At 37.8% G+C, this 24,783-nt stretch carries 24 protein-coding genes; 6 read left to right on the top strand and 18 right to left on the bottom strand.

What is annotated here, in order from left to right:
- The first annotated feature begins 72 nt into the window (after positions 1–72).
- Together ACFQZ9_RS05490 and ACFQZ9_RS05485 are read left to right on the top strand one after the other, a co-directional pair.
- On the top strand, positions 73–426 hold the full coding sequence (locus tag ACFQZ9_RS05490; protein ID WP_198313123.1) for a DUF3905 domain-containing protein: 354 nt from the start codon (positions 73–75) through the stop codon (positions 424–426).
- Positions 427–545: 119 nt separating this feature from the next.
- Positions 546–749 carry an alpha/beta-type small acid-soluble spore protein gene (locus ACFQZ9_RS05485; protein WP_133332630.1) on the top strand — a complete coding sequence of 68 codons (204 nt, stop codon included), beginning with the start codon at positions 546–548 and terminating at the stop codon, positions 747–749.
- 44 nt (positions 750–793) lie between these two features.
- On the opposite strand, the gene ACFQZ9_RS05480 is transcribed toward ACFQZ9_RS05485, so the two are convergent.
- From ACFQZ9_RS05480 to ACFQZ9_RS05470, 3 genes are all read right to left on the bottom strand, one after another.
- Positions 794–1,969, bottom strand: coding sequence for an anti-sigma factor domain-containing protein (locus ACFQZ9_RS05480; protein WP_498942689.1), 1,176 nt, complete (start codon positions 1,967–1,969; stop codon positions 794–796).
- On the bottom strand, positions 1,966–2,721 hold the full coding sequence (gene sigI, locus ACFQZ9_RS05475) for an RNA polymerase sigma factor SigI (RefSeq protein WP_232490234.1): 756 nt from the start codon (positions 2,719–2,721) through the stop codon (positions 1,966–1,968). The genes ACFQZ9_RS05480 and sigI overlap by 4 nt, the downstream gene beginning before the upstream one ends.
- A 281-nt stretch (positions 2,722–3,002) precedes the next feature.
- Positions 3,003–4,583 carry a peptide chain release factor 3 gene (locus tag ACFQZ9_RS05470; protein WP_198313120.1) on the bottom strand — a complete coding sequence of 527 codons (1,581 nt, stop codon included), beginning with the start codon at positions 4,581–4,583 and terminating at the stop codon, positions 3,003–3,005.
- Between the two features lie 182 nt (positions 4,584–4,765).
- Here ACFQZ9_RS05470 and ACFQZ9_RS05465 point away from each other — a divergent pair, with 182 nt between their 5' ends.
- From ACFQZ9_RS05465 to ACFQZ9_RS05455, 3 genes are all read left to right on the top strand, one after another.
- Entirely contained in the window at positions 4,766–5,023 is a 258-nt protein-coding gene (locus ACFQZ9_RS05465) for a hypothetical protein (RefSeq protein ID WP_498942688.1), read from the top strand.
- Positions 5,024–5,167: 144 nt separating this feature from the next.
- Positions 5,168–6,889 carry an AAA family ATPase gene (locus ACFQZ9_RS05460; protein ID WP_198313118.1) on the top strand — a complete coding sequence of 574 codons (1,722 nt, stop codon included), beginning with the start codon at positions 5,168–5,170 and terminating at the stop codon, positions 6,887–6,889.
- 94 nt (positions 6,890–6,983) lie between these two features.
- Entirely contained in the window at positions 6,984–7,430 is a 447-nt protein-coding gene (locus ACFQZ9_RS05455; RefSeq protein WP_498942687.1) for a YkvA family protein, read from the top strand.
- 12 nt (positions 7,431–7,442) lie between these two features.
- On the opposite strand, the gene ACFQZ9_RS05450 is transcribed toward ACFQZ9_RS05455, so the two are convergent.
- The 13 genes from ACFQZ9_RS05450 to ACFQZ9_RS05390 form a co-directional block, all read right to left on the bottom strand.
- Entirely contained in the window at positions 7,443–8,042 is a 600-nt protein-coding gene (locus tag ACFQZ9_RS05450) for a cell wall hydrolase (RefSeq protein ID WP_498942686.1), read from the bottom strand.
- Between the two features lie 178 nt (positions 8,043–8,220).
- On the bottom strand, positions 8,221–8,370 hold the full coding sequence (locus tag ACFQZ9_RS05445) for a YjcZ family sporulation protein (RefSeq protein WP_198313116.1): 150 nt from the start codon (positions 8,368–8,370) through the stop codon (positions 8,221–8,223).
- Between the two features lie 20 nt (positions 8,371–8,390).
- Positions 8,391–8,486: a YjcZ family sporulation protein gene (locus tag ACFQZ9_RS05440; protein ID WP_198313115.1), complete on the bottom strand. Its 96-nt coding sequence runs from the start codon at positions 8,484–8,486 to the stop codon at positions 8,391–8,393.
- A gap of 130 nt (positions 8,487–8,616) precedes the next feature.
- Positions 8,617–9,807 carry a Ger(x)C family spore germination protein gene (locus ACFQZ9_RS05435; RefSeq protein ID WP_498942685.1) on the bottom strand — a complete coding sequence of 397 codons (1,191 nt, stop codon included), beginning with the start codon at positions 9,805–9,807 and terminating at the stop codon, positions 8,617–8,619.
- Positions 9,804–11,411, bottom strand: a complete 1,608-nt coding sequence (locus tag ACFQZ9_RS05430) for a spore germination protein (RefSeq protein WP_498942684.1) — start codon at positions 11,409–11,411, stop codon at positions 9,804–9,806. Before ACFQZ9_RS05430 ends, ACFQZ9_RS05435 begins: the two co-directional genes overlap by 4 nt.
- 17 nt (positions 11,412–11,428) lie before the next feature.
- Complete coding sequence (locus ACFQZ9_RS05425) at positions 11,429–12,526, bottom strand: GerAB/ArcD/ProY family transporter (RefSeq protein WP_198313112.1); 1,098 nt, start codon at positions 12,524–12,526, stop codon at positions 11,429–11,431.
- The gene (locus ACFQZ9_RS05420; RefSeq protein ID WP_198313111.1) at positions 12,526–12,774 is read right to left on the bottom strand and encodes a hypothetical protein; all 249 of its coding nucleotides are present in this window, start codon (positions 12,772–12,774) and stop codon (positions 12,526–12,528) included. The genes ACFQZ9_RS05425 and ACFQZ9_RS05420 overlap by 1 nt, the downstream gene beginning before the upstream one ends.
- Positions 12,775–13,027: 253 nt before the next feature.
- Positions 13,028–14,329 (bottom strand): coiled-coil domain-containing protein, encoded by a 1,302-nt coding sequence (locus tag ACFQZ9_RS05415; RefSeq protein WP_498942683.1) that lies wholly within the window; start codon positions 14,327–14,329, stop codon positions 13,028–13,030.
- 321 nt (positions 14,330–14,650) lie between these two features.
- Positions 14,651–15,187 carry a hypothetical protein gene (locus ACFQZ9_RS05410; RefSeq protein WP_498942682.1) on the bottom strand — a complete coding sequence of 179 codons (537 nt, stop codon included), beginning with the start codon at positions 15,185–15,187 and terminating at the stop codon, positions 14,651–14,653.
- A gap of 100 nt (positions 15,188–15,287) precedes the next feature.
- Positions 15,288–18,047, bottom strand: coding sequence for a phosphoenolpyruvate carboxylase (gene ppc, locus ACFQZ9_RS05405; protein ID WP_498942681.1), 2,760 nt, complete (start codon positions 18,045–18,047; stop codon positions 15,288–15,290).
- A 245-nt stretch (positions 18,048–18,292) separates the two neighbouring features.
- A complete protein-coding gene (locus ACFQZ9_RS05400; RefSeq protein WP_498942680.1) occupies positions 18,293–19,663 on the bottom strand; it encodes a cadherin-like beta sandwich domain-containing protein in 1,371 nt (456 codons plus the stop codon).
- A gap of 140 nt (positions 19,664–19,803) precedes the next feature.
- On the bottom strand, positions 19,804–20,253 hold the full coding sequence (locus ACFQZ9_RS05395; protein WP_498942679.1) for an SRPBCC family protein: 450 nt from the start codon (positions 20,251–20,253) through the stop codon (positions 19,804–19,806).
- A 126-nt stretch (positions 20,254–20,379) separates the two neighbouring features.
- On the bottom strand, positions 20,380–21,564 hold the full coding sequence (locus ACFQZ9_RS05390) for an aminotransferase class I/II-fold pyridoxal phosphate-dependent enzyme (protein ID WP_498942678.1): 1,185 nt from the start codon (positions 21,562–21,564) through the stop codon (positions 20,380–20,382).
- Between the two features lie 225 nt (positions 21,565–21,789).
- Here ACFQZ9_RS05390 and ACFQZ9_RS05385 point away from each other — a divergent pair, with 225 nt between their 5' ends.
- Positions 21,790–22,437 carry a YczE/YyaS/YitT family protein gene (locus ACFQZ9_RS05385; RefSeq protein ID WP_498942677.1) on the top strand — a complete coding sequence of 216 codons (648 nt, stop codon included), beginning with the start codon at positions 21,790–21,792 and terminating at the stop codon, positions 22,435–22,437.
- Positions 22,438–22,475: 38 nt separating this feature from the next.
- Here ACFQZ9_RS05385 and ACFQZ9_RS05380 read toward each other — a convergent pair whose 3' ends face one another.
- Positions 22,476–23,108 (bottom strand): YcnI family copper-binding membrane protein, encoded by a 633-nt coding sequence (locus ACFQZ9_RS05380; protein WP_498942676.1) that lies wholly within the window; start codon positions 23,106–23,108, stop codon positions 22,476–22,478.
- Positions 23,109–23,127: 19 nt separating this feature from the next.
- A complete protein-coding gene (locus ACFQZ9_RS05375) occupies positions 23,128–24,762 on the bottom strand; it encodes a copper resistance protein CopC (protein WP_498942675.1) in 1,635 nt (544 codons plus the stop codon).
- Positions 24,763–24,783 lie beyond the last annotated feature (21 nt).

The raw sequence follows: 24,783 nt of genomic DNA, 5'->3' as shown, positions 1-24,783 counted from the left end.
TCATTTCCTTTTTTTTCTTAATATAAATTTTCTTTACTGTAGGAAAATATAAGAAAAAGGAGTGAATGATTCATGACGAAGCAAAATCGCGAAAAATCTCTAAAACCATTGGATATAGATGAAACCTTGCCACATCAAATCAATGCTCCGAGTTTTGAGGGTACTGGTATAAAAATGGAAACACCATTTGTTAACAAACATGGGGTAGTGATCGGTGACAGTATGTATGCATCTGATAATTCTCCTTTAGAAAATTGGACAGATGAAACAGATCCTGAAATTATGGCAGGAGATGAGTGGGTTCATCCAACAAATGATATCGGTTGGAATACAACCGAAAACAAGGAATTACTTGAGAGTAAACGGAAACCAAAAGCCTACCCTTTTATGCATCCTTCAAAGGATGTTGGAAAGGGAACAGACTAAATTAATTTTTCTAAGATATCCATATCCGAAAAACATTACCACTCATGAAAATAAAGTTATGAAAAATACTATCCTTACAGAGATTTTTTCTCTGTAACGATTTTAAGGAGTTGACGATTATGGCTAATAGCAGTAACAAATTATTAGTTCCCGGCATTGAACAGTACTTGGATCAAGTTAAATATGAAATAGCGCAAGAGTTTGGTGTACACTTAGGGTCAGATACAGTCTCACGGGCAAATGGTTCTGTTGGGGGCGAAATCACCAAGCGACTTGTCAAGCAGGCTCAGGCACAATTATCAGGAAATTCCTCACAAGAATAATTTCATAATTGGCTGAAAAAAGTCCGGCAGGATAGCCGGACTTTTTACCTATTTTTATGCTTGTAACGATACCATTCTTGGCTGCTGTTTTTAATCTTGCTTGATTGAGGGTGCTTCTCTTTTCCCTTTGCTTTTTGATTTGAATTTCCCTTGTGACTGGATTTATTCTGATTACTTAATTGTTTTTTGTAGACGGAATTGGTTTCTTTACTGTTTTGGTTCTTGTGACTTGAATTTTTCTTTTGATTTGAATTATTTTTATGGTCAGGTTTTGAATCCTTTGAACTCTGATCCTTTTTTTCTTGTTTTTTCGATTTCTTTTCCGATTTATTTTTCATCTTACCTTGTGGACGGTTCGATGGAGGTTGATTCATTTGTTTTCCTTTTTTAGCAGAGACATTATTTGATTTATTTTTGTCCCCATCAAGTTTCTTTTGCTGTCCCGGCGGTAACGCAGGTTGTGCCATAGGTGCCGGAACTGCCTTTTGGCTTTTAGACTTTCCATTAATCCATTTTGTTTCCTTATGTTCAGCATTTTGAATTGTTTGGATTTTATTTTCTTTATATTTCCCTGTCGTAAGCCCTAATTGATGAGCTTCTTTCCGTTCTTTTTCTGAACCCTTTAGAACGGTGGCTTCTAAATGCTGTTTATTTACTGTTTCTTTAATTTCCTCAATGTTTTCTTTCAGCTTATCTTCAACCGGTTTTTCTGCCTTTTCCGTCCGAACGGTAGAAATAATAACCTGTTTACGATCATTCAAATAGCCTTCTTTTTTCATCTCGCTAAGAAGATCTTGAGTGAGATCAGAAACGTCCTTTTTCTGCCAGTTAGGAATATTCGCTATGATTTCCTTTCCCGCTTCATTAAAGCCTGTTAATTCGACTACCTTCATCTTCTTATTTACACCAAGCTCAATACTTGGATTTACATCAATCGACATATAAGCATAGGCTTTGTTATCTTGGTAAGCAGGGATAAAGGAAGCTAGAATTAAAAGGAGAACCATTAGCCCTGCCCATATAGGTTTCATTCTGAACAGATTTTTTACCGAACGTCTGGATTGGGATGCACGTAAATCGGTATTTTCAATGGGAAAAAAGTGAATTTCTTCACCAATTTCATAGGGTTGATTCCTTTTTCTTGCGCGTAAAAATTCACCCTCCGGGGTTAAAAGCAATAAAAACGCATCATCAATTTCCATTACAATTCCCTTTTTCATGTCTCAAGCACCCCCTTTATATAATCCTTTAGAAAAACATAATCACCTGATAAAATAAGTGCAATTGCAATAATATACTTACGATTTCGTTCGATTGTTTTTCTGCTGACATCTACCATTTTTTCTAATTGTTTAATGGGAAGACGTTTTTTTTCAAGTAATATTTCTTTAAGCTCCGGGTGATCAACAATCATTTTGGCGGTAAGAATTGCATTTTTTCTTGCATCTGCATGCTTTGGAGAATTTTCCACTAAATCACTGAAGTTTAAATCAAAGGTTTTCAGCAATTGTTGAAATTGAATAATTTCATCTTTTCTTAGCTGCTCATCCGTTTTTTTATGATAATTTTCAAGAGATAATTCGTTTACAATTACCGTACCAGGAGACTCCTCTTCGAGGGATGAGGTTTGGAAATCAAGACTTATATGTTGATTTTTGGTTTGTTTACGAATATAGTCTATGACTCTTCTTTTGATTAAAACTTCAGAAAAACTTAATAGGGAACTTCCCCGCTCGGATGAATATTTTTCAATCGCTTCATTAAAGGCTAAAAGACCAATGCTGAATTCATCATCCGATTCATATATATATCGTTTGCATACAGACGAAACTGTTTTCGCAATAAATGGCTTGTATGATTCAATCAGTTCATTAAGTAGAATACGGTCCCCTTGCTGAATTAATTTGACCGATTCCTCCAGTGTTTTTTTCTTCTTTTTGGTCATGAACAACAAACTGAGCATTAGACTCACCTCTCTATTCACCCAATTATACCATACGGATGATGTTATAGATTTTAGGTGGTCATTACCAATCGAATACAGTTTGTTACAACTGTTAATCTTCAAGTTTATTGTCCAAAATGAGACCGTTTTCTTGTCAGTTTTTTCCTCTCCTTAAGATTTTTTGCGATCGCCTTTTCATTACAAAAGTACGGTTATGTTAAAGAGTTTTGTGGGGGTTTAAAAATAATTTTTATACAGGAAAAAACCCCCATAAGCTAAAAATGGGGGTTGCGGTTTTTATTAAACAATTATTCATGTTGGTCCATTGGGTTATATAGTTTGACGGATGGGTTTTTCTCTTGGAACCATCTTAGTGCGAAGTCGTTCTCGAATAAAAACACATTATGGTCATAACGATCTTTTACAAGCAAACTTCGAGAGCTGGATAAATTTTCGTCCACTTCATCACCTTCGACCCATCTGGCAATCTTTGATCCCATACGCTCCATTAGGACCTCAGCATTGTATTCATTTTTCATACGATGCTCAAAGACTTCAAATTGCAGTTGTCCAACTGCGCCTAACAAATATTCTTCCATTCTAAACGTTTTGTAGAGCTGAATAGCTCCTTCTTGAACAAGCTGTTGAATCCCTTTATAAAAGGACTTTTGCTTCATGACGTTTTTTGCAGATACCTTTACATAGAGCTCAGGTGTAAATTGCGGCAGTCTTTCATATTGAAAGTCGTCTTTTCCAGTCGTCAATGTATCACCGATTTGATAGGTACCAGTGTCATATAAGCCGATAATATCACCGCTTACAGCCTCATCCACGGTATTTCTTTCTTCCGCCATAAACGAGGTCGATTGGGAAAGCTTTAATTGTTTCCCAAGGCGAGGGATATTTACAGTCATCCCACGTTCGAATTTACCTGAACAAATTCGAACAAAGGCAATCCGGTCACGGTGGGCAGGATTCATGTTCGCTTGAATTTTAAAAACAAAACCTGAAAAATTCTCACCAAGCGGATCAATTTCCCCAATAGATGAATTTCGTGCTTTTGGCGCCGGAGCAAATTGCAGGTAAGACTCCAAGAAAGTCTGTACACCAAAGTTGGTTAAAGCACTGCCAAAGAAAACAGGTGTTAACGTACCTTCAGCTACCTTTTCTGCGGAAAACTCATTTCCCGCTTCATTAAGAAGCAGGATTTCTTCTAATGTTTGATCATAAAGGCCGGAATTCTTAATCGGATGATCCCCTTCAATCTCGCCTTCTTTATTTAAAGGGAGAAATCGATCTTCGTCACTCACTCGGAATTGCTCAACGCGATTGTGGTAACGGTCATAGATCCCTAGGAATTCTTTCCCCATTCCGATTGGCCAATTCATTGGATAGGATTCAATTCCTAGTACCTCTTCCAATTCTGCCAGTAGCTCAAGCGGCGGTTTTCCTTGGCGGTCAAGCTTATTCATAAACGTGAAAATTGGAATTCCCCGCATCCGGCAAACTTTAAATAATTTTAGTGTTTGTTCCTCAATCCCTTTTGCGGAGTCTATAATCATTACGGCGCTATCAACGGCCATTAAAGTACGATAGGTATCCTCACTAAAATCCTGGTGCCCAGGAGTGTCCAATATATTGACACGAAAACCATCATAATCAAATTGCATCACACTGGATGTAACAGAAATTCCCCGCTGCTTTTCAATTTCCATCCAGTCACTTGTCGCAAATTTCCCTGTTTTTTTTGCTTTTACCGTTCCCGCATCCCGAATGGCGCCACCGAATAATAACAATTTTTCAGTCAATGTTGTTTTACCGGCATCTGGGTGGGAAATAATAGCAAAGGTCCGGCGCGATAATACTTCTTCTGTAAATTTGTTTCCCATCTTGACTTCCTCTCTTTTTTTGACAATTAGTTTTTGTCCATAACTTCAATCTTATATGTCTTGTGATTACTTTGCAATCTTCAATTAATCGACATCAATTATTTCTTTTTTATCCCAGGAAATAAGAATATAATGAAGAAAGCCATTTATTAATTTATTTTATAAAAATTTAGGAGGAAATAATGAATATTACATCGTTTGATCAACCTACCTTAAATTTAATACATAAAGCATTTGAGATTGTTCTTAAGGAGAATCATATCCCTTATAAAAAAATCGGGATTGTCGAAGATGGCGATGAGTTATTATTTTTGTATGAAGGAAAGACAGAAAAAGTTCATGTTTTTAAATGGAGCAAAGCACAAAGCCAAGGAGTGAGTATTGGTGTCCTTGCTCAAAGTGTATTGGCACCCATCATTCCAACCCTTCGGACCCTTTAATTCTTATACGATATAGCTGCCTTTCTGATATCGGAAAGGCTCTTTTTTTCTGACATCTATGCTTTTTCCTCTGATTCCCACGTCCTTTTTTCCGAAATCCCTTTTATAATAGAGTAGTACTCTTGTTAAAGGAGATGATCGTAATTGAATGAAAAAACGAAAAGAATAGTTTCAAAGTTTATTCCGCTCTTTGTAGCGTTTATATTTGTGGTATCAGGTATTATTTGGGTGGTTCAAAGTTCGAAAGCTGAGGTGGCGATTCCATTCTCATCTGTGGAGAAAACGATCCAAAATCAGCAGGGTAAGACGGTCACTTTAACTGAACGGGCTGACGGCAGCATTCACATTAAAGCAGGAAACGCTCAATATATTTCTCATGTTCCCCCTAACAGTCAAATGGTAGACAAGCTAGTTGAAAAATATAATATTAATTATTCCTATTCGAATAGCAGCCCGTACGGAAAATGGGTACTTGGCGGGGTCATTATTCTTCTCGCCGGAGCAGCATTCGCCCTGCAAAAGAGTAAGGGCGGTTTCGGGCTAGGAAACTCCATGAAAAATAGTGTTGCGAAAGCACGTACTCTACCTTCCACTACATTAGATGATGTTGGAGGAATTGGAGAGGAAATGAAGGAAGAAATTTTACAAACCCTTTCAACCTTAAAGGAGCCGGAAAGAGCACTAAAATTAGGGATTAAACCGCCAAAAGGGGTTTTGTTATACGGACCTCCGGGTACTGGTAAAACATTATTAGCCCAGGCCATGGCACGCGAGCTAAATGCGTCATTTTTTTCTGCTAGCGGATCAGCCTTTAATGAACTATTTGTCGGCGTCGGGGCCAGCAGGGTTCGTTCTTTATTCCAAGCAGCAAGAAAGCAAAGTCCAGCTGTAATCTTTATTGATGAGGTGGATGCTCTTGCCGGAAAAAGAAAAGCGCATGGCGGGGAAGAGGCTGAAAAAACATTAACAGAGCTTCTTGTGCAGCTGGATGGCGGTCATGACAATGACGGGATCCTATTTATCGCAGCAACCAATCGTAAAGATATGCTCGATGATGCATTCCTGCGTCCGGGAAGGATTGACTTCTCATTCCATGTCCCTCTTCCAGACACAAAGGGAAGAAAGGAGATTATCGCTATTCATACGAAAGGAAAGGCAATCGCTAAAGATGTTCTTGCCTCATTGGATGACTTAGCCGAGAGCACATCCGGTTTTTCAGGTGCCGAGCTTCAATCTCTATTCGAAACAGCGAGCCGACGTGCTGTTCGAAACAGCAAAGATATGATTTATAAGGAAGACCTTGATTATGCACTAGACCGTACAATTTTAGGAAGTACATCTCGTACATTACAGGATTCTGAAACCAAGCGCCGTGTAGCCATTCATGAAGCAGGACATGCGCTAGTTGCTTCTGTCACAAAACCGGGTTCTGTTAGAAAAGCCACCATCATTCCTCGTGGTGATGCACTTGGCTATGTTGCACCAATTCCAAAAGAACTTCATTTATCAACCACTAGTGATCTACTTGAGCGGATTGCAATGATTTTAGCCGGCGGTGTAGCTGAAAGAATGATGCTGGGTGAACACAGTATTGGTGTTAGCGGTGATGTCCAGCAGGCAAAACAAATTATTGAACAAATGGTTGATACAGGAATGCTCCAAAATGGATTTACTCTTACATTTAATAAACAAGATAAAGAAGCAAAGATGCAGGAACTTTTTGACAAAGGATTAGAAAAAGCCCAAACCCTAATTCAAAACCATCATCAACAGTATCAGCAATTAGTGCATGCTTTATTAAAAAAGGAGACACTTGAAGGCGACGAAGTGGATGAGATTGTGTTAGGAAATTTTGTTTCAGCCTAAATTAAAAGCACGGGGTGTGTAACCACACCCCGTGTTTTTTTATTACTCATTCGTGGTAAACTAACCATGTATTCCTTAAAAGGAAGTGATTATATTGTTCGGTAATAAAGAAAAAATCGAAAGAGAATTCACTAAATATAAAAACAAAGCATTGGAATTCATTAATCATCAACAAAAAACAAATGAATTAATGACACAAGCAACAACCAAAGTGAATGAAAAGAAGAATTCATTAGGGGACGCCTTCGGTAAGATCGAGCTTTTGATTGAACTAATTAAAGCCTATTCTAAAGGCGATTATCGAAATATTTCCAAGAGTACACTGGCAACCGTTATAGGCGCTATTCTCTATTTTGTTTCCCCAATCGATATGATTCCCGATTTTATCATTGGATTAGGTATTGTAGACGATGCAGCAGTAATCGGCTATGCCATCAAAAAAATATCCGGGGAATTAGATGAATTTGAAAAATGGAAAAGCAAAAGCAACCTAGAGGGGCTAGGCGCTGAAGCTGGGCAAAGCAAAAACCCTCTTGAATGATCAAGAGGGTTTCTAAATAGCAAACCGATGATGGCCTATTTTTTTAATTGTCTTCTTAGATCGAAGCCATTTGCTGTCTGTTTTATCCGGATTATAAAAATATAAGGCGTCTGTTATTTGTCCATTTTTGGCGATAGCTTCATTTACTGCTTTTTTTGCCTCTTTAACAGCGGGTTTATTAATCATTCCATTGTCAACGGGTTGAAACTGTCTCTTTTGGTAAATCACTTGGTGAATAGAATCCGGAAATTGGTCATTCTTCACTCGATTTAACACAACAGCAGCAACTGCTACCTTCCCTTTATATGGCTCACCTTTTGCTTCTGCAGTCACCAATCTTGCCAGTAAATCTTTTTCTTTTTGAGAAATCTGCTTTGGAATAATGATTTTTTCACCTGGGGTAAGTCTATTATTTTTAATTCCATTTACTTTTATAATTTTTGATGCGGAAACACCATATTTAAGTGCGACTTGATTTGGTGTTTCATCATGAACTTTATAAATTTTTACAGATTCAAGAGTTTGTGCATCAACACGCCCCAATAGTCCAGGTTGAACAAGCATGAAAAGAAAAACGAATGCCGTCATAAAAACACTCACAATACGTTTCATATTCAGTTCCTCCTTTATCCATTGTTTTGCTCTGATATAACCTTAACATGGATTCCATGCTCACCCAACCTTTAATCATTTCCATGGTAAATATGGATAGTTTGTCCATTTATTAAATGAAAGAAGCAGCGATTGTATAAATCGCTGCGTTTTTTTAATACACATTTAATATCAAATTTTAATAGAAGCAAGCCGCCCCTACAATAATTAATAGGATGAACAAGACAACGATTAATGCGAAACCGCCACCCCAACCTCCAACTGCTCCATATCCGTAACCACCGCAGCATCCGCCACCAAAACCACCATATCCACCATATCCAAACATTTTTCATTACCTCCTGTTTTTTATACTACCCATGAAGCCCCGATAATGATTAACAAAATAAATAACACTACTAAAAGGGCAAAGCCGCCGCCATAGCCGCCTACTGCACCAGTCATTTATATTACCTCCTTATTTAAATTCTATATATCCTATTCAGGCACCTAGAAATGTGCACTAGACACTTATCCCTATTACCCAATTTTGAAAAAAAAGAATAAGCCCATCTTTTATGAAAGATGAGCAGGGTTATTTAGAGTTACTTAGGAGACTTTTTGTCCGAATCCCCGACCTTCTTAATTGTACATTTACATGGACATTAATGATGGCATCGCTAAAAAGCTCATCCCAATGATCTTGAACCTTTTTGAAATTCCGGTAATCCTGGCGGTACATCTCTTCACCAAAACCAAAAACATCGGATCGATATTCCTTTTGAACCTTTTGAATCGTCTTCATCATGTTCTTTTCAATCATTTTCTCCGTAAACTTTTCATATTGCTCATAAGTTTTTATTTTGGTTATATCTTTTGTACATTGAGTCCCATCCAAATAAGCTTCTGACCTGACATTTATATCAATAACCGGTAACCCTCTTATCATTCTTGCCTTCGCTCTAGTTTTTGAATTGTAAATCCTTATTGCAATGTATTTGTTTTTTTGGCAAGGGACAGAAAGAGCGGTACGGATGATTTTATCCTCAACCCATAAATAATTCCGGGTATCTTTAAGTGGTAAAAAATCAAGAAGCTTCCCTTTCTTAAAAATGGCAAGTGAATCAAGGACAACCATCGCTTTTGGACTTACTTCTTTCATATTCTCTACACCGCTGCCTTCTTCAGAATTTCCCTGAATGGTTACCGCGGCCATTACCGGATGTCTTCCCGGCGAAGTAAAGGCTTGAACGACATCATTTAACCTTACATCCGGGTCACCTCCCCAGTTCTGTACCATGGAATCGATCTGAACATGCAGCTTTAAGGATGACGATTTTTGAATGGGATAAGTAACCTTTAATATATCCGCAGCACTCACATTATGAGCAATGATAATGTTAAAATCATCCCGTATCTCACGATTTCTTTCCAAAAAATCAATAAATTCCATAAACCCCTTTTTTGCAACCTCTTCCCCAATAATCAAAGTCTGCATATGTGAATAAATTACATTTTTTGAAGCACCCACATTCATTTTTTGCGAAAGCTCTGAAATGGTATTACCGTGAAGAGTAAAAACAATCGAGGGAGTAAAACCTGTCCCGGTTTTTGGATTCAATTCTTCGGCTGAGATTCCTTCGGCAGTTAAAGAATATTTCCCTTCATCACTTTTATCGATCGCCATACCGGTTACCACTGAAATTTCTGATAACTCCCGTTGATCCCAACAGCCTGCTAAAAGAAAAGGACAAATAAATATCCAGCAAAATAATTTATTCCTCAAGCGTTATTCCCACCTTCCGATTGCGGCGGGCTTGGCGAGGCTTCTGAAAAAACCTTAGTTTCCGATTCTGTTCTTAAATATTTAGGTCTTTTTTTCATAGCCCAATAAGGAATTCTGAAGAAAACATCCTTTTGATCCTCAACAATGATGGGAGCAATAGGCGACAAATAGGGAACGCCAAAAGAACGAAGAGAACTTAAATGGGCTACCATTGCAACCAGGACTATCAAAACGCCATATAATCCTAAAATATAAGCAAATAATATAAGCATAAACCTTAATAATCTTGAAGCAGACGCAAAACTGTATACCGGAGAGACAAAATTGGCAATTGCCGTGATCGCGACAACAATAATCATAATATTGGAAATGATTCCTGCCTCCGCAGCTGCTTGACCGATGACGAGAGCACCCACAATTGAAACCATCTGCCCAACCGTCCGTGGCATCCTCACTCCTGCTTCACGTAAAATTTCAAACGTAATCTCCATGATTAAAACCTCAACCACGGCTGGGAAAGGTACACCCTGACGCTGGGCAATTACACTTAGCAGCAAGGTTGTCGGCAGTAGTTCATGATGAAAGGTTAATATTCCAACATATAAGGATGGGGTTAACAGCGCGATCATAAATGCCAGATATCGAATCCCCCTTAAAAATGTCCCTAATAAAAATGGCTGATAGTAATCCTCTGAGATTTCGAAAAAATTCACGAAAACAGCCGGTACGAGTAAACAAAAAGGTGTCCCATCAATTAAGATGACAATTTTTCCATCGATTAAATTAGCAGCAACCGTGTCAGGGCGTTCCGTGTTTAAGGCTAGAGGAAATAAGGTAAAAGTTTTATCAGCAATTAATTCTTCTATATTCCCCGATTCAAAGATGGCACTGACTTTTATTTTTTTTAACCGGTTTCGTACTTCTTGTAAAATAGCTTCATTCGCAATGCCTTTTATATATCCTAGATATACATTCGTTTGAGTATCTTCGCCTATGGTAAAAGACTCAAAATATAAATTTTTATTACGAATCCTTCTTCTAATTAAACTGACATTAGTTGAAAGGGACTCTATAAACCCATCCTTTGGTCCCCTTATCACGGTTTGTGTACTAGGTTCGGTAACCGACCTTTTTTCATCACTAGTCATACTAATAGAAATGGCTTTCTCGATTGTCTCAATAGCGATTACAATGGATCCATTTAATACAGCCCTACAAATTTCATCCCTTGACCCTAAAAGCTGATAATCTGTCCCTCCAAAAACCTTTTTACATAGTGAAATAAGTTCCTCGGTTGAATTTAGGCAAACCTCTTCATTAAAATTGGATGAAAACAAATTTGGAGTCGTTTCCTTCAAGGTTTTCGTATCCACCATACTATCCAGATAAATTAACAGTGCTCCCTTATGGTCAATTTCTGCAATGACACCCCGAAAATCTGCTGACTTTCCAAAAGAAAATTCTAATTCACTTTTTAACTCTTGGGCCGAGAAGTGTGTAATTGTATCATTCTTCTCACTATTCTGTGGTTGAACTTCCTTCCAATAATCATCCATTTTCATTTTTTTCTTCCGCAAACTACGAATCGGCTTTATCGGGGACATAAGGACAACACCTCAATTTAACTAGACCTTTTTTTCTTTTGCTTCCAAAGTAAAAAAATGAAAAGAATCACTGGTATACAAAATTGGAAAGGTAAATGCAAGTAATAAGGAACCATTTTCAAACCTTCTTGGATATGATCCGCAAAATCAATGGATATAAGCACCGAAAATAAAGCTACAAGGGTTGAAATCGGGAGTACAAAATAACGATAGGGCAGCTGAAAAATATATTCTAACCCCTTTAAACCCCCAAATAGAAAAATGGTCCCTTTCACAAAGATTCCCAACATCATAATGAAAACAACAATCGCATCAATTCTTTCAATAAAATTCCCAACCGAAATATTCCGCCCTGTACTTAAAAGCGGGAAGTTGGACCGGAGCATTGAATCGACTCCAAGCGTGATAATCATTAAAAAAGAGGCAATCATAAGTAAAAAGGAGGCAATTCCCACCCCAATAAATGAAAATCTCAGACTGTACTTCTTGTTTGTAACGCTCGAAAAGATAACCGTGAAGGCAATCAGTTCACCAAATGGGAAAAAAATCAAATCCTTAAAAAGAGTTCTAAAAATAGGTGTAACCCCTTCGCCAAGGATTGGTTGAATTTGCTCAATATTCGCATTGCCGCTTGCAAATAAAAAAATAGCTAATAATAGATAAAAAATAAACAAATATGGAGTAAATACTTCAGAGGTTCGTGCAAGCACCTCGATACCCAGATAGATTACATACCCCATTAAGAGAGAAAATGTAATCGAAACAACTTCAATCGGAGTGTTAGGCATAATTGCAGAAGCCATTAATTCTCCAAAATCCCTTACCACTCTGCTTGAAATATATATAAAATAAATAATATAAAGGAAGGTTAAAAAAATGGCCGGTTTTCTACCAATACAAAACTCCATTAGTTGAAATAAATTTTTACCTTCAAGCCGATTCGACAAAGTATGATAAAACCAAATAACCCCAATCCCTAAAAAGGTAGAAACACCTATCGCTATCCAGGCATCATTTTTGGCATCCCCGCCAATCCCAACAACAATCGCACTTCCCAATAAAAAATTAATGAGCAGTGTCAGGAGTTGACTTAAAGATATATTTTCCTTTTCCATTACGAAACTTGATTCCCTTCCGTATTGTTACCTTTTCTTTTCGATAAAAAAATTCGTACATCAATGACAATACTCGAAATGAAACCAATCGTCGCTCCAGTTATGACAATATATCTTCCAGCTGCAATTTCTGAAAAAAGTAAATGTTGTATAGATGTCATAAAGGTGTATCCAAATAACTGCGTATCAAATAGGGTAAGAAGTCCAGTTAGAAATAGAGCGATTAAGACGAATGATAAAGTTACCATGGACAAAACAACCCCTAACATTGTTACCTTATCTTGCCAAAAGAAAGTTATTTTTATCCAAAAAAAGTAGTCGAATTCCACTTATAGGAAAAATAAAACACTAAAATGAATTGTCATAATAAAGATGACTTCAAAAGAAAAGGGGCCGAAGGATGAAGCAGGACTGCTCCAAATGAAGGGATTTCTTGATGGTATACTAGCAAGTATTCCAAAATAAAAAGAGAAGCGGGGAGCCCAGCTTCTCTTTTTATTTTTAATCTATAATCCGAACAACTCTTCCATTAAATCTTGACTTCCAATAACTATTTGACATTGATGCAATCGCTACACCCGTCGAACTTTGGGAACCAATGAATTTTCCGCCGCCTACATAAATACCAACGTGACCATCTGTTTTATATGTGTTAAAGAATACAAGGTCTCCAGGCTTCATCTGGCTTGCTGGAACCTGTCTCCCTGCATACTTTAAGGAATCTGTGCTTGAACCAATATTATATCCTGCTTGTGCATATGCCCAATGAACGAAGCCTGAGCAATCAAATCTGCCATGGGCAACATCATAAGCAGTACGACCGCCGCCAAATACATAAACAGAATTTCCAATGTATTTATTTCCAGCAGTAATCACATCTTGAACACTTCCACTAGCACCGGAATGAGACGCAACTGGTGTGTTATCGTCTGCACTGGACTCATTAGATGAAGAAGAGGAAGATGATGATGATGAATTGCTAGCGCTTTTGTCATTATCTGAACTTTTCTTGTTATCAGATACAGTTACAGTTACAGTTACAGGAGCAGGGGCAACATCATTTGCATGAATCATTTCATATTCTTTTAAAGCAAGTTCGCGTTCTTTTCCTTTTAGTTTCGCAATACGATCCAATTGTTCTTGTTCTTTTTGTTTAAGCTCTTTCTTTAATGAATCATTTTCCTTTTTTTGATCCAAAATCTGCTCATGCATACCTTCAAGTTCGGTTTTCATTTCCTTTTGCTCTGTCAGCTTTTTTTGAACGGCAGCTTGTTTTACTTCAACTTCCTTTTTATCGGCTTCATACTGTTTGATAAAAGTCTGATCCGCTTGAACAAATGTAGAAACAGCACCAATTCGATCAATAAAATCACTAAAGCTGGAGGCACCTAACAAGACATCCAGATAACTAACGGTTCCACCGCTCTCTTGGTATGATACGGCGCGCTTTTTTAAAATCTCATTACGTGTATCAATTCTTTTCTTTATGACAGCAACTTCTTGCTCTAATTGCTGAACTTGAGATTTCGAATCCTTAATGTTTTCTTCTGTTTTCTTCATCATGGAATTATTATCTTTAACCGCCTGATCCACACGGTTTGATTGTTCTATTAATCTAGCAAGATCACTTTGTACCTTAGTGATCTCAGCATTTGCTTTTGAAATACCAGCCTGTACTCCCGAACGTTGACCTTTAATACTTTGTAAATCGTTATTTGGTGCAGCCTTTACAGCTGGAATTGAATAGGCACTTCCAAGCCCAAGCATTACAAGCGTACTAAGTACGGTTAGTTTCTTTTTCAATTGATTCCCTGCTTTCCCATCGTCAAATTTTTAAAACTTTCTTTTGAATTTCGACAAGATTCAAACAGTCATTTGACAATTTTCTATGTATTTTAGTCTATTTATTTTCAATAGGTATCATTATGTATATGGCCATTTCAAACAAACGACCTGTTTCTAGCATATTTTGTTATAATTAGTAGTATAACATCTAATTTTGTCAAAAAAGTTATGATAATATTACATTTATATTTCAAAGGCTATTTTTCCCACGAAAGTTAACAATTTGTTCAAAAAAAAGAAGACCCAATTAATTTGATTGGATCTTCTGGAAAAACCTTTTTAGCCCGGAAGTATTCTTAATTTATTTTGTTCATTCACTCCAATATCCCATTGATAGAAATGAAGTTGAAATTGATGATTTATTTTTTTTCGATTTCTGCGCATCCACTTTATGGCATGCTTGTTTGCATCCTTTTCCACCCATGAAAATGAATAGGATGCACCTAGTAACGGAGGACCTGATAGTGCCTGTAAAAACTTATGTTTATTTGTAGTGAATTGATGATGATGGCGCATTTCATGAAATAAGCAAAAAACGCCATGCAGTTTTTTTAATAAAGGGTCTTGGTATGGCAAATTAAATAAGTAGATAAAAATTTTGCACTGTTGATAATTATAGGTTGAAAAAATAGAAGATTTGACAAGATGTTTTAGTAAATTATAGCGTGCGGATAAATTTTCCGATAGTGTGGCAATTTCCTGCCAGCCGTCAAATATGTAGATATCGGGTGTTGTGCTATATGAAATTGGCAATAAATCTAATAAAAAATCAATCTCATTTTCTGTTAAAATACTTGAATGACTATAAATCGCCAACCTATTCACCCGATTTCTTTTTTACTAATAGTATATATAATTTTCGGAATTCTTTAAATAAAAAAACAAACTCTCGTAAAAAGAGTTTGTTTTTTTAAGATCAACCAGTATTCCGTAGTCCTGCGGAGATTCCGCTGATGGTTAATAATACTTCCGTTAACAATTCGTCATTTGGCTCAGCCTGGCTGCGTAATTCTTTTATTAACTCAACCTGTAAAAAGTTTAACGGATCGACATATGGATTACGTCTAAATACCGATTCCTTAATATTTGGTGTATGATCAAGCAATTCTTGATCACCTGTTATTTTTAAAAGAATCACTTTTGTTTTTTCATATTCTTCAAGAATATTAGTGAAAATTCTTTCAGCAATGGTTTGATCCTCAACGAGTGACAAATATTCCTTGGCGGTTGTAATATCTGCCTTCATCAAAGCCATGTGCAAGTTATCAATTGTCGATTGGAAGAACGGCCATTTTTGATACATTTCCTGTAATAAGGTCAAATTCTTCCCATTCTTTGATGCAAAACTTTCCAAACCAGTCCCCGCAGCAAACCAAGCAGGAAGCAGCTGACGGCTTTGCGTCCATGCGAATACCCATGGAATCGCACGTAAATCTTCAAATCTCCCTTGTTTTTTTCGGCTCATAGGTCTTGAACCGATATTTAAGTCCCCAAGTTCCCTTAATGGTGTTGCCTGGTTAAAATAAGTAAGAAAATCTGGGTCATTAAACACAAGTGATTGATATTTTCCTAAGGCTTCGCTTGAAATTTCATCAAGCGCTTTTTCCCATTCAGCATTTCGTAATTTCCCTTGATCAGCTTCTTTTGATACATGAGTAGCAACCTTAAGCAGTGTGGAAGTTGCTTGTTCAAGGCTTCGATAGGCAATGTCCTCAAGTAAATACCTCGAAGACAATACTTCACCTTGTTCAGTAATTTTCACTCCATCACCGATTGTTTCGGCTGGCTGTGATAAAATACTTTTGTTTAATGGACCGCCCCCACGTCCAAGAGAACCACCGCGGCCATGGAAAAATTTCAGTCCAATCTCATAACGTTTGGCCATCTCATGAATTTCAATCTGGGCCTTATAAAGTTTCCAGTTGGCAGTTAAAGTGCCTCCATCTTTGCTTCCATCTGAATAACCTAGCATAATTTCCTGCCGGTCACCCAAAATCTGCAAATGATTACGATATAACGGCATTTTGAAAAGTGTTTCCATAATCCTTGGTCCTGCTGATAAATCATCAATGGTTTCAAGGAGCGGGGCCACATTCAAATGGCTTTCCAAAGTGCCATCAGCATGGAGCCGGTAAATTCCAGCTTCTTTTGCCAAAACCAGTACCTCTAGCAGGTCGCTTGGAGATTTTGTCATACTTACAAGATAAACGGAAATAGAACGTTTTCCAAATACTTCATGAGCCTTTTTAATCATTTGGAATACTTTAATCATTTCCTGTGTTTCTTCCGAATAATCTTCATTTAGTAAAAGGAGCGGACGGGGGTCGATTAAAATATTCTGCAAAATAGTAAGCTTCTCTTCTTCGGAAAGCTCGGCATAGTTTTCTGTGATGCTTACTTTTCTTAAGATTTCAGTAATCGCTGCTTCATGCTCACCGCTATGATTTCGAATATCGAGAGTTGCAAGGTGAAAGCCAAACAACTGGACTTGGCGGATTAACTTTCGAATGGATCGCAATTCATGGGCAGCAGGGTGATGGCTTTTTAAGCTGCTTTGAATAACAAACAAATCCTTTAACAGCTCTTCAGCTGATTGATAACCAACCTCAGATTTCCCTACCTGTCTCACCCGTTCAATCATTACCGCAAATACCCGGCGATAAACCTCATTTTTAACCGGCCACTTTTTATCCTCTGTTAAATACTTATCTTCTTGTGCCTCAAGCAATTGCAGGAGTGCTTCACTTACGTCTACCCTTGTAGTGGAATGGCTGTACCGCTTCATTAAATCGGTCAGGACCCCTTTATATTTCTTTAGCACAACTCTTCTTTGGCGAATTAAAGTCTCCCAAGTCACATCATGAGTAACATTTGGGTTTCCATCACGATCTCCGCCAATCCATGAACCAAATCGGAGAAAATTTGGAACATCCCATTTTTCTTCCGGATAATTTCTTTCAAGGCTGTCTTTTACCTCATAATGGATTTCAGGAAGAACCTCAAAAAGGGTTTGATCAAAATAATAGAGCCCATTGCGGACTTCATCCATTACTGACGGCTTGTTATGCCGTAACTCATCAGTCTGCCAAAGAATGGTTATCTCATTGAACAAGCCCTCTTCGAGCTTCTTCTTCTCTCTCTTTGTCAGCATTGGATCATCAAGCTTCACCAAAATTGCAGCAATTCGCTGTTGAATTTCAAGAATCGACCTCTTCGTTGCCTCTGTTGGATGGGCGGTAATCACAAGCTCAAGTGACAATGTTTTTAGAACTTCCTGGATGACTTCTTTCGATATATGGTTTTCTTTTAATGAGAGGACTGCACTTTCAATTGATGCAGGTTGAACGTTTTCTGACTCCAATTGATACTGCCTGCGTCTGCGAATCCGATGGTTTTGTTCTGCTGCATTGATCAAATGGAAATACATAGAAAAAGCACGGACCACTTGCATACGCATTGGATTACTTAAGGTGGAGATTTCCTTTTTTAAAGCGGTATAGGTTTCTTCTTCATACTGATTTCGGAGAGATTTACACATGTTTCTAATTTTTTCAACTTTTTCGAATAGCTCTACCCCACCATGACTGATAAGGATTTCACCAAGCATTTGGCCAAGTAATTTGACATCTCTACGCAATGGAAGACTGCTGTCATTTACTTTTAATTCTGTTGTCATGTTCTCACCTTCCCTTAATCAAAAAATTCTAATAAATTTTTAAATAATAATATAACATAATTTTCGAAAAATGTAGAATAAAAATCCTTCCTTTTAATAAAATTTTACCCTATTAATTAAAAAAAGCGTTTTCATTTATATTAATCCTTTTAAACCAATTTTTTACTAAATTAGTGTTTTTATTTGGAATTTGCATGATGATTAAAACGGTAAAAACCTGCTGAGAAAGCCAGGTTTTTACCGTTTTAAAATAGTTTACTAAAAAATTGACTAATCTCCGCCGTAAGCCTTCCCCAAACGGACGCGGATTGAGTTTCTCCTTGTCCTTCCCCTGTACTTGTTTGTCCTGTTGTTAGGGTATTTTTTGAAGTGGTAACCGATGTACTGACAGCACTACTTACGGTTGACTCGGCGGTACTATCTGTTGCTGGATTGGATTCACTTTTTTCTACCTTTTTCTTGAAAACGATGACATACGTTTTTCGGTCTTCCCCATTGGTTACGATAACGGAAATGATTGTTTTTTTACCATCCAGCTGTATGGTTTTACTACTGCCATCTTCAATTTTAATCGTTGAACCGCTATATTTCGCTGTCGGCCTGATGATAACGGATTCAACATTACTCGCAACGGACAAATGGTAGGTATATTCATCTGCAGTAAAATCTTTATTCCAAGTACCCTCGGATACTGTTAGTGAAGATAAGGTTGCCTTATTTATTTTTTGAACGGTAGATTGAGTCTGATTTGTTGGGCGATTATTCTGAGTAGGCATTGATGTACTCACAGGAGTAACGACCATATTTGGAACTGCTTTCTGAATTTGATTGGTACTCTTATTCGATCCATTTGCTTTTGAATTATTTGCATCCTGTACGGTGCCGGTTGGTGAAACGGGCGGTTTGTTTGCTTGTTGAGGCTCCCTTGTTACATGTAAGGTATAGGTTTTTCTGTCACCATTTTCAGCGGTAACCAAAATTGTAATCGTGGTTTTTCCTACTGGCAGCGAGAGAGTATTCGCTTCCCCCTTAAACGGTTTATTATTGATGAGTATGCTGGATGTCTCCTTCATAGATTCTGGAGTAATCATAAGGGTTTTTACATCATTTCCCACCTTGACATTGTAATCCAATTGGGATGGAGAAAACTTAGGAGATAACTCTCCCTGTGATAGCTTAATATTTTTTAGCAAATTATTATTATTTTTCTTTCTTGTCACGGTAAGTGTATAAGTATTTGCAGGATGGCTTCCATCCATAACGGTTATTTCAAATAGGTTAGATTCGGTTTGAAGAAAAAACAATCCATCATTTAAAGGCTTATCATTGACGGTAATGCTTGCTTGAGGATTTTCACTTTCAACATCCAATGTGATTTCCTGAATTTCATTTTCTACTGTTGCCGAGTACTCCTTTTGATTAGGTGAAAAGGTTTGATCAAGTGGGACACCTTCAATTTTTAGACCTGATAGGGTATTTGGGTTTTGCTCCTCTGAATTCGTGGTAACTGCTAATTGATCCGCGGTGGCTGCGTAGGTTGTTGGTATGTATGAAATCGAACCCATACTGACCAGGGAAGCAGCAAGAATGATTTTCACTCCTTTACCTTTTCGCATCGATACTCCTCCTATGTCAATTAAAACTCGAAAGTTTTCTAATTTGGACTAACAATATCATTCGATGCTTAAGATTTTCTTAACTTTATTTTTTGATAAGAAAAACCCCGGACCAACTTGATCCGGGGTTTTTCCTATTCTCATACTCGCTTTAATTCTTCCAATTTTGTGGAGATCGCTAGAGCCATTTCCTCTGCCTGCTTTGGAATCGAATTTTTTAAAACTGAATTGACCATTGGTGCTGTAGCGCCGCTTGCAGTAACATCCAAGAATCCTGTCATTTTGGTTTTGTTTGCGCTGAGAGCTTCCGCCTCAAAGTAGCCCCCGCCACTATACTTTTCTTTTATTCCTTTTAAAGTAAAGGACACTCTTGTCGGCTCATTCCACTCCGTTATTTCAACTAATAATTTAACTTTTTTTTTCATAATCCCGATGTCACTTTTAAATTCCCATGTAGAATTGCGGTTATCTAATTTTTCATGGTGAATATAGCCAGGGACAAGTGGCGCCCAATGATCCATATCCTTCACGAACCCCCAGACCACTTCGATGGGCAAATCTAAAACTACGTGGTGCATTCCGCTTGGCATTTATTTTCCCTCTTTCCCTTTCCAAGTAAAAAACCTTCAATTAACTGAATTGAAGGCCTTTTACATAGATATATGATCAAGTAAGTGAGAATAGAAGAAATACATCTAGATAACTTATGAAAATCATTACTTCACACTATACGAGTGTTCCTTTAAGAATACATGAATCCGTTCTGCCGCTTCCGTTAAACGTTCCGGTGAATGCACCATCGCAATTCTTACATAGCCTTCACCTAATTGCCCAAAGGCATCACCTGGAACAACAGCTACCCCTGCCTGATCAATCAATTCAAAGGCGAATTGGCGTGAGGTCCACCCCTCTGGTATCATCGCCCAAACAAACATGGTCGCAGGAGATTTCGGTACACTCCAGCCGCTTTTTTCAAGACCAGCGATTAACGCATCACGGCGAATTTCGTAATCCTTCATCTGATTAGTTAGTGATGTAAAGTCCGAAGTTAGTGCCTTGACGGCTGCTTGTTGAATCGGATAAAAAATGCCATAGTCAATATGCGATTTTAATGCACCTAGAATTTTCAGCGCCTCTTCATTTCCGACAACATAGCCAATACGACAGCCGGCCATATTAAAGGTTTTCGAAAGAGAATTAAATTCAATGCCAACTTCCTTTGCTCCCGGAACCGACATAAAACTAATTTGCGGATGACCATCAAAAATTAATTCTGAATAAGCAAAATCATGAACAATCAAAATATTATGCTGCTTGGCAAACCGTATTACTTTTTCAAAAAAGTCCTGATCAGCAAGGGCCGTCACCGGGTTACCGGGATAGCTCAGAATTATCATCCGCGTCTTTTCTAAAACGTCTAACGGTATTTTATCAAGCTGTGGCAGAAAGTGGTTTTCCGCAAGTAACGCCATCGGATACACCACACCGCCCGCAATCGTTACACTTGCTTCGTAAATCGGATAACCTGGGTCCGGGACTAATACATAATCACCAGGATTGCAAATAGCAGTAGCCAAATGCGCTAGCCCATCCTGGGACCCCATAAGCTGCAGTACCTCTGTTACTGGGTTAAGGCTGACGCCATATCGATGCTGATAAAAATAACTAACCGCTTCATGAAATTCAGATATTCCCTTTAAGGTATAACCGTATTTGCTTTTATCCTTGGCAAAGTCAATTAATGTATCAACCACAATTTGAGGGGGCGGTAAATCAGGACTCCCTACGCTTAAATCAATTACATCTTTTCCATTCCTTATTGCCTGCTGCTTACGTTCAGCAACCTCTTGAAAGATGCTTGTCGTCATTTTCTGAAGCTTTTCTGCTGCAACCAGTTTCATTACCAATCACCTCTTGTTATTAGTTTTTGCAGGATAATATTTAATCTGGTCGTAAAATTTCCACTCTCTTAATTATAAAACAATTCAAAACTATTTTAACAAACATTTATTATCCGATTTTAGCAGATTTCAAAAAAATGAATTGCTAATACTATCGCTATATTTTAAAATCGTAAGATAGGTTTCAAAATTCTGATAAGTTCAGTTTGAGTTTTGGGGGTTAAAGTGGTGGTTATCCTTTTTCGATATTTTTTATTTTTCGCGGGGTTAGTCTGTTTTGGACTAGGAAATGCGATTGCAGTTAAGGTGAAGCATGTTGGGTTACATCCCTGGGAAGTTTTGAATGTTGCCTTATACAATCATTTTGGTCTTTCGATTGGCACATGGTCAGTCATTTGCGGACTGCTCCTTGTTATTGTTTCTTTTGTAGCTGACAGAAGGTATATCAATATCGGAACCTTCTTAAATGCTTTGATTATTGGTCCGGTTATGGATTTTTTCCTCTGGCTAGATATCCTTCCACGTGCAACCCATACTTGGGTGGACTACCTGATTCTTCTATCCGGCATTGTTATTACTGGGATTGGCGGGGGAATGTATGTTGCGGCAGGGATTGGAGCAGGCCCGCGCGATGGTTTTATGTTATCTATCTCCGACAAAACAAGATTTTCCGTTAGTCAGGCAAGGATGATTGTTGAAAGTCTTGTCTTAATTATTGGCTTAGTATTAGGTGGACCCGTCTTTATTGCAACATTTTTATATACCTTTATTCAAAGTCCAATCTTCCAGCGTTCCTTAAAAGGTTTTAAACTCTTTGTCGAATCAGTAAAAAAGAAAAATCAGAAAGATACACCTGAAAGTGTGGTAATGTAAGAAAGACCGGGGAGAAACCCCGGTCTTTTGTGTAGTATTTACCCTCTTTTACGGAATGAAAGTACAAGTGCCACAGCGGAAATTGCGATGGCTGCGATTGGAAGAGCGTTGTTTGATTTAGACTTTTCTGTTGTTGTTTCTGCAGGCTTCTTATCTTCATGGGCAGCAGGCTGTGAATCGTGATGATCTGTTGAAGTTGCAGTAACAATATCCGTTATGGAATGTGGAGAATCTGAATTTTCATCCCCCGTCCACTCTACGACACTTCCGTCTTTATAATATTGGAAAGCATCCCATGCTGCTTTTGTAGCTTTATCTGGGTTCTTAGCAACAAAGACAAATTGTTGGAATTGTCCAGCTTGAATTCCTTCCCCTGTTGCTTCAAATGTAAAGGTTTTTACCTTACCACTTGAATCCTTATCGGCTGAATATTTCCAGCCCGGAACCGGTTGATAAGACATAATTTCGATTCCCGCTGGTGCTTTTACCGTTACTTTGGTGGTTGCAACATTTTTCTCAACTGGAACCTTAAGTGTATAGGTTTCCCATGCACCAGTTGTTGAAGTATTTGGAGCAACCGTTACATGTGCACTTGCAATACTGGAAAACAAAAATAAACTAATCACTGCTGGAATAAAAATTCTCGACATCTTCCCTACTATTTTTTTCATTTGAATTCCCCTCTCGTTATTATTGACTTCCTACAATACATTGGAAATCTTTATCAAGTGTGTCAAGCGACTTGGTAAGCACATGTACATGCACCCTCCAGCTGCCGGCCATATTAAAGCTCATCCCCTTGAGGCTGTATATTCCTTCAGCTTTTTTCTTTAAGGTAACCGTATTAACCCCCATATTCATATCTAAAGAAGTAAACGTAAGGGTAACTTGCTCAATCCCGTTCAAACGCTGTCCTTTTTTATCTTTTACCGTAACCTCAAATAAATTTTCGCCTATCACATTCGGGGTAACTCTTAATTGCACCTTATTTCCATGATTTGCTGTTTTCGTTTCTAAAAAAGGACCAGGAGCGGACATCGCTGTCGGCAAATTGGTAAGCAAAACAGAAAGGATTAAAATCATTGCTCCAATCAACAATTCACTCCAAATCGTACCGGTAAGTCCCTTTGCCTTTCTCCTTCTCCCTTTTAAAAAGTTAATAGCGGCTAAAAGTAACATGAAAAGAAGTAAAATTACCTTGCCAACTAACACCTTCCCATAATCTGTATGGGTGAGGGAGTATAGATTTGGAATATAGGAAAGGCTGCTGAATACCCCTGTAAACGCTAAAAGTACTACTAGAATAAGGCCCCATTTATAAAATCTTCCGATGATATTTAAATAGATATCCTTGGTTTCAGAACTTCTGACCAATGGCAGTAGTACAATCATTGCAACTAAGCTTCCAATCCAGACTGATGCAGCCAGTAAATGCCCGAAATCAATCAAAACGGAAAGAAATTTGTTGGTTGTAGAGGCAGCGTGACTTGTTAATGATTTCGTTAGCAATAAACAGATTCCCAAAACAAGACAAATCCAATTAAGGACATTATTTTTGGATATATTCCTGCTTAATAGAAACGTAGGAATCGCTAGGATAATAAGCATGACCACCTGTACAAGCCACATATCTCCAAACTGGGTATTTAAAATCATATCTTGCAAGGTTGAAAAATTAAATACATCTATCCAGCTGCTGCTTGTTAAAATCGTTGCCTGAAGCGGCAGATTCAATAGGATACTAAGCAATAAGAATATATACGAAAACTTTACTGTCTTAATTAATGGCTTTTCAACAGATTCTTTTGAAATGACTACTAAGACAAAAAAGAGTACACCAACATAACAGGCATTACTGATGTATTGCAGCCACCGTATCACGATTAAATCTAAGGTGGGAGAGTACCCTTTTGATGTTGGATGAATAACAGCATTCCCTGTGCTGTTCTCTCCAATTTGAAACGGAATCACACCTTGGACAGGGTGTCCGTCATTGGATACAACCTTCCATTCGATTCGGTACGTTCCATTCTGTAGATGTTTTTCTAAATCACTTTCCAGAATCGATGGCTTTTTCGGATCAATCCGGCCATCTTTTTTATCCACCCGTTTCCCGTCTGAATCAAATACCTGAATGGAGTTAAACTCCGGTTGGATCGTTTCATCAAATTGAATCATGACCTGAGATGGTGATTTTTCTAAAATTTCATTTTCTACTGGTGTTGATTTTTTAATATAAGCATGTGCTGAAGATATAGTTGGAAATAAACAAATAAAAATAATAAGCGTAAGCAAAAAAAGACTGCTTTTCTTTTTTACATTCATTGCTCCACCTCCCTTCCTTGT

The sequence above is a fragment of the Neobacillus sp. GCM10027624 genome, from assembly GCF_042675345.1.
In the GTDB taxonomy this organism is placed as follows: Bacteria; Bacillota; Bacilli; order Bacillales; family Cytobacillaceae; genus Neobacillus; species Neobacillus cucumis_D.
Note: the sequence above shows the minus strand (reverse complement) of the source record. Positions and strands in the feature narration are given on the sequence as shown.